The sequence below is a fragment of the Rhizobium sullae genome, from assembly GCF_900169785.1.
Classification (GTDB): domain Bacteria; phylum Pseudomonadota; class Alphaproteobacteria; order Rhizobiales; family Rhizobiaceae; genus Rhizobium; species Rhizobium sullae.
In genome coordinates this window covers 1-5,281 of sequence record NZ_FWER01000122.1, presented here as the reverse complement: position 1 = coordinate 5,281, position 5,281 = coordinate 1, and the positions used below count along the sequence as shown (strand labels likewise).

At 56.8% G+C, this 5,281-nt stretch carries 5 protein-coding genes and 1 pseudogene; 3 read left to right on the top strand and 3 right to left on the bottom strand.

Translation table 11 applies throughout. The annotated features are described in order from the left end of the window. A pseudogene (locus tag BN1800_RS41055) lies at positions 1 to 116 on the bottom strand (IS6 family transposase); the annotation flags it as partial. A gap of 319 nt (positions 117 to 435) precedes the next feature. Then, positions 436 to 1,410, bottom strand: a complete 975-nt coding sequence (locus BN1800_RS38885; RefSeq protein ID WP_087006192.1) for a LysR family transcriptional regulator — start codon at positions 1,408 to 1,410, stop codon at positions 436 to 438. A gap of 1,314 nt (positions 1,411 to 2,724) precedes the next feature. Here BN1800_RS38885 and BN1800_RS38880 point away from each other — a divergent pair. The 3 genes from BN1800_RS38880 (at position 2,725) to BN1800_RS38870 (ending at position 5,115) form a co-directional block, all read left to right on the top strand. Beyond that, positions 2,725 to 3,630: a LysR family transcriptional regulator gene (locus BN1800_RS38880; RefSeq protein ID WP_027513895.1), complete on the top strand. Its 906-nt coding sequence runs from the start codon at positions 2,725 to 2,727 to the stop codon at positions 3,628 to 3,630. Positions 3,631 to 3,805: 175 nt separating this feature from the next. Further along, complete coding sequence (locus BN1800_RS38875; protein WP_027513894.1) at positions 3,806 to 4,357, top strand: sugar O-acetyltransferase; 552 nt, start codon at positions 3,806 to 3,808, stop codon at positions 4,355 to 4,357. A gap of 125 nt (positions 4,358 to 4,482) precedes the next feature. Then, positions 4,483 to 5,115, top strand: a complete 633-nt coding sequence (locus BN1800_RS38870) for a tyrosine-type recombinase/integrase (RefSeq protein ID WP_143534257.1) — start codon at positions 4,483 to 4,485, stop codon at positions 5,113 to 5,115. On the opposite strand, the gene BN1800_RS42085 is transcribed toward BN1800_RS38870, so the two are convergent. Beyond that, positions 5,089 to 5,281: hypothetical protein (locus tag BN1800_RS42085; RefSeq protein ID WP_210191323.1), on the bottom strand; the 193-nt coding region annotated here is incomplete at its 5' end. The two genes, BN1800_RS38870 and BN1800_RS42085, sit on opposite strands and share 27 nt — an antisense overlap.

Sequence of the window (5,281 nt, the reverse complement as noted above, 5' to 3'; positions counted from 1 at the left end):
GCCAGACCGCACGGGCGATGATCTGCGGTGGAAAGCGGTGGTTCTTGTAGCTTACGGCCGGACTGTTCATCCCAACCTATTACCAGACAACCGTTAAGCCGCTGACAACGTGACATCACCGACCCGAGCCCTCTTCCTGGAATTTCGCTTGACCATTGCCGACCGCCCCGGGGGCGGTCGGCCCGCCTTCCAGCTCTTTGTCAGAACAGTCTGCGGGCTTGTCTCACATTGCGGGCATTGACCAGTTGCCTCCATCACGTGCATTTCGGAGCCTCATAAAAATTTCACGGTTTTGTGGCGGAGGCTTTATACTGTTCCATTCTGGCGATATAATGTTCCGAGTATCACCAATCTCCCCCACCTCGCAGACATCGCTGTAGAAAAAACGGCACAATGACATCGATGACTGCCGATAGCATGTCAATTACCTGGTCGTCACTCCCGTGCTGCGGCGGTAATTTCGCGCCGTAGCCAGCCATGCTCTCGGTCGCGGTGGCAACGCTCGTGCCAGATGAGCGCCACTTCGTAGGGAGATAGTTCCAAAGGTGGAGTGACAACTGCAAGTGGCAGCACGGAGGCGATTCGGGTGGCAACGCGGCTAGGTACAACCAGCACCAAGTCGGTCGCCGCGATAATAAGCGCCCCCGTCAGTACATTGGAAACCACGATGGGATCACAATCCGCCACGCTCAGCTCGGTCAGTCCATCATAGATCTTATGGAAGCGGTCGTCGTGCTGCGAGGCAATGGCGACGTGGCGCAAGGCCGCGAAACTTTCTAAAGTCCACTCCTGTTTCAGGACCGGGTGGTCGCGGCGAATGAGGCAGCTAAAGCGGTCGGCGTAGAGCCTGCGCCGCAAGTAGCCAGGCGGAGCAGCGCCAATCTGCCCGACCGCCAGATCGATCTCCCCTTGCTCCAGGCGCCGCAGTGCGTTGGCCAAGACCACATCGGTGACCATGTCGAGATGAGGGGCACCCTCGCGCAACCGCGGCAGGAGGCGCGGCAACAGAACTAACGCTTGGTGATCGGTAATGGCCATCGTTACCTTCCATCGCCATTCCCTTGGAGCGACGCTGCAGTTCACCGTTTGTCGAATCGCATCCAACACCGAAGGCAACATTTCAGCTAAGCGTTCAGCCATGAGCGTTGGAACCAAACCGCTCAAGCCGCGAACCAGTAGATCGTCATTGAACATGCCCCGCAGCCTTGACAACGCTCGGCTCATCGCTGGTTGACTCCGGCCAACATGCTGGGCCGCGTGGGTTATGTTGCGGTATTGAAGCAACGCCCCGAGATCCACCAGTAGGTTTAGGTCGATGGACGCCAAGTTCGGCATCTGCGGTCGCTGTGCGTCGTCGCCACCGATGGTCAGGCGCGTCGTATGCGGCCGCTTCCAAGCGGGCTGATCCATGAGTCTCTCCTCGGGAGCTGGTGTCCTCGCGCCACATCCTTAAAGTCGAGGCCGTTGTAACTTTAACGAACGCCGGAGGAGCTTCTTGGCAACGCCATTAAGTTGGAGCGTAGGTTAATTTTTGTGGAGTCCTGGTCACTGACTCTGCTCAGCCGTGCACGGCACCGCGAACCCTTGAGTGAGGCATACGATAGGTCTTGATCGTGCTCGCAGGGAATGGCCTGGAGATTGGCGGCTGACGCCATATTTGCGGAACGGCTTCGAAGCCCAAATGATCCGCTATGAGCCCAACCGACCTTAAATTACTCGTCAGGCCTACCTTGATACATCTGAGGCCGGGATTGCCAAACATATCTTCATTGCAACCGTGCCTGTTGAGGTGTGATTGGCTTTCCATCCTTGCCCTCCGAACATACTCGGCCTTCTTCTAAAGGCATTCGGCAAGTCTGGGAAATCGACTTTTCGCATGATAGCCATCCATGCTTTAGATGGATGCGCGACACCTCGGAAGTTGGCCGATTCAGACCCGAAGGATAGAAACCGCCAGTACCATAGTCGCGTCGCACTTTCTGTCGAGTCGCAGCTTAGTGAATGGGGGCGCCCCTGGTGCACCTACCTACACGGCGTTCTCGGCCATACCCGGAGCACATGATGCCATATGAACTTTGCATGGAAAGAGCGGCAGAGTGGACACTATATGACCGCTCCCCTGATCTAATTACCGGAGAGACGCCAACGATATACGCAGAAATTCGAGCCCAGAACTGAACCGCATCGTCGGCGGCTGATCCTTTTCACGATTGACTGCCTCATGAAGCGATCCGCTGCGGAGCGAATACGAGTACTCACCCGCGACCACGGCAAGGTGGTGACTACGGTTCGGGCTTGAGGCCTGAAAGCGCACCATCGTTCGTCAGGACGTCACTTTATCAACTTGGCGAAAAGGGCGTTTCGCCAAGTTGAGCCAGAACGAGGAAAACGAAAGTATGCATTTTGAAGCGTGGATGCGTGGCAAGCCAGGCACAGTACTATCTTTGTGTCGTAGATGGAATGGTCGTGAACGATCGCACGCTCCGGCAGTGTCATGTCTTGAACAACCCTCCCCGGCAAGCAACGGCACTCTGAGCTCTGACGCCGACGCTAGCACGTCCGGTGGCTCAACCGTCCTTGGTGTCGAGCACGGTCATTGGAATTGTAGTGCCATAGTGTCTGCAGCCGTAGACCGTCATCGCCGCAGGCCTTTTAACGTCTTTCCTGCAGTGGCTGAAGTTGTTGTGTGCATGGTATTAGTCCGCGCAATGGATAAGTCGGGCAATGCGTTTTAAGGGTCTAGATTTAAATCTCCTCGTCGCGCTCGATGCTGTGATGACTAATCGAAGCGTTACCGCAGCTGCGCGCAGCATCAACCTCAGTCAACCCGCCATGAGTGCAGCCATCGCACGGCTCCGCACCTATTTCGGCGACGAACTGTTCATCATGCGGGGCCGCGAATTTATTACAACGCCTCGTGCTGCGGGGCTCGCTTCCGCCGTTCGCGAGGCCCTGCTGCACATCCAATTCTCCATCGTTTCCTCAGATCCGTTCAACCCATCAAAATCGGAGCGCCGTTTCAGAATCATCCTGTCCGACTTCATGACACTCGTGTTCTTTGAGAAGATCGTAGCACGAGTGGCTCGGGAGGCTCCCGGCGTCAGCTTTGAGTTGCTGCCTCTCCACGACGATCCAGGCGAGCTTCTTCATTGCGGCCACGTCGATTTTTTAATTCTTCCTGAGTTGTTCATGTCGAGCGCGAATCCCAAAGTGAAATTGTTCAATGAAACATTAGTGTGCGTCGGCTGCCTGACGAACAAGCAGCTGGCGCGGCAGCTTTGCTTCGAGAAATACATGTCTATGGGGCATGTTTCGGTTGCCTTCGGACGCACGCATGGGCCCTCGATCGAGGAACGGCTATTGCGCGGGCACAGTCTCAAGAGACGTATCGAACTCATCGTGCCCGGTTTTACCTTGATCCCGCCCTTACTGTTGGGAACGAACCGTATAGCGAGCATGCCGTTGCGGCTGGCCAAGCGCTTTGCAAAAACGCTACCTCTTCGAATCATCAAATTCCCCCTGCCTCTTCCTCCGTTCATCGAGGCTGTCCAGTGGCCCGCCCTTTACGACACGGATCCTGGAAACAAGTGGATGCGGGAGATATTGTGCCAGGAGGCCTCACGCATCTAATCTCGACCGGAGCGTCCTTCGATCGCCCTATGCTAAACATTGGCGTGTACCCTGCTAGGGTTATGAGATGGGATTTATTCAAGACGAGCGGGCTTCAGCTTCTAATCTCTCTCCAGAAGGGATATGGATGCTGTATGAGGACTAACCACCATCCAACACGATCGGAGGAGAAAGAATGACACGCAGTCAAAAAGATAAGATGCTTGCGGGCGAGATGTACAATGCCGCGGATCCGGAGATCCAAGCCGACCTGTTGGTCACCGGAGCTTGGCTGAAGCGGTACAATGATACACTAGGGGCGCCTCCCGAGCAGTGGCATGTGCTCCTCTGCGAGCGGCTAGGAGAGGTTGGGCATGGAGCGGTTATCCGTCCGCCCTTTCACTGCGATTACGGATTTAATATCCGGATCGGAGCCCACGCGTATCTCAATTTCAACTGCGTCATCCTTGACGTGGCCGAGGTGACGATTGGCGAAGGAACCACAATCGGGCCCGCTGTGCAGATCTATACCGCCGATCACCCACACGATCCCGAGCAGCGGCAGGCTGGGCTTCAACTCGGACGACCCGTGTACATTGGCAGGGGCGTCTGGATCGGCGGCGGAGTAATCATTCTCCCGGGCGTTACGATTGGCGACCATGCAGTCGTGGGCGCGGGAAGCGTAGTCACGCGAGATGTCCCTGCAGGGGCAAAGGTCGTAGGAAATCCAGCTCGCGCCAAGGGCTGAGAAGGTCCCAGACTGGCTTAGTCCCCTCTTCAGGCTTGTCAGCTTCAATACGCTCGCGGTCCTTGTCGGCCAAATATGTCAATCGCGCACGCCGGTTCGTTGGTTTCCTGGTGGAATACGGGGCGGTGACGCCGTCTACACGTGAGCTGCCAGGTGTAGACCTTCACGAGGTGCAAATTGGTGCTTTCCAGACTTGGCTGAGACGGCATCGGGGATATCCGAGCGCACCGTCCGTCGCCACGGTCGTATGGTCATGGCTGCTTGCCGACCTCGGTCCTGATCCAAAACTGTACGATGCCCGTCTTGTTCGGCAAGTGATTCTTGACGAGGCCCAGCGCAGTTCGCGCGCCAACCTCAAGACGATGACGATGGCGTTGCGAGGCTACCTCAAGTATCTGGCTACCCAGGGTTTGTGCCAACCGGGGCTTGATCAGGCCATACCGACGGTCCCGCAATGGCGGTTATCGGCCTTGCCGCTCTACATCTCCACCGCCGACGTTGATCGGGTGGTTGCGTCGTGCGACGTCACGACACCGATGGGCATCCGCGATCACGCGGTTCTGCTGCTGCTCGCACGTCTCGGCCTGCGCGCCGGCGACGTTTCGAGCATGTGCCTTGAAGACATCGACTGGCGAGAGGGCACTTTATGTGTCCGCGCCAAGGGCCGCCACGAGATCCGGCTTCCGCTTTCCCAGGATGCGGGTTTCGGTAATTCGCGGACAGGGGTTCCATTAAATCCCGGACAGCGATTTCACTAAATCCGGGACAGCATTTCCGCTAATTCGCGGACAGCGATTCCGGTAAATCCCGGACAGTCTTTCGGCGATTAAAACATCGACTTTCGCGCGCGCCGTTTTGCCATTCTGAGCCTCGATTTGAACGAGGGGCTGATGAATGGCGAGACGGAAGCAGGCGAGGCTTACG

Bases quoted from the DNA above. Each gene is read 5' to 3' on its own strand.
- BN1800_RS38885 (WP_087006192.1), bottom strand. From the start codon at position 1,410: ATGGATCAGCCCGCTTGGAAGCGGCCGCATACGACGCGCCTGACCATC.
- BN1800_RS38880 (WP_027513895.1), top strand. From the start codon at position 2,725: ATGCGTTTTAAGGGTCTAGATTTAAATCTCCTCGTCGCGCTCGATGCT.
- BN1800_RS38875 (WP_027513894.1), top strand. From the start codon at position 3,806: ATGACACGCAGTCAAAAAGATAAGATGCTTGCGGGCGAGATGTACAAT.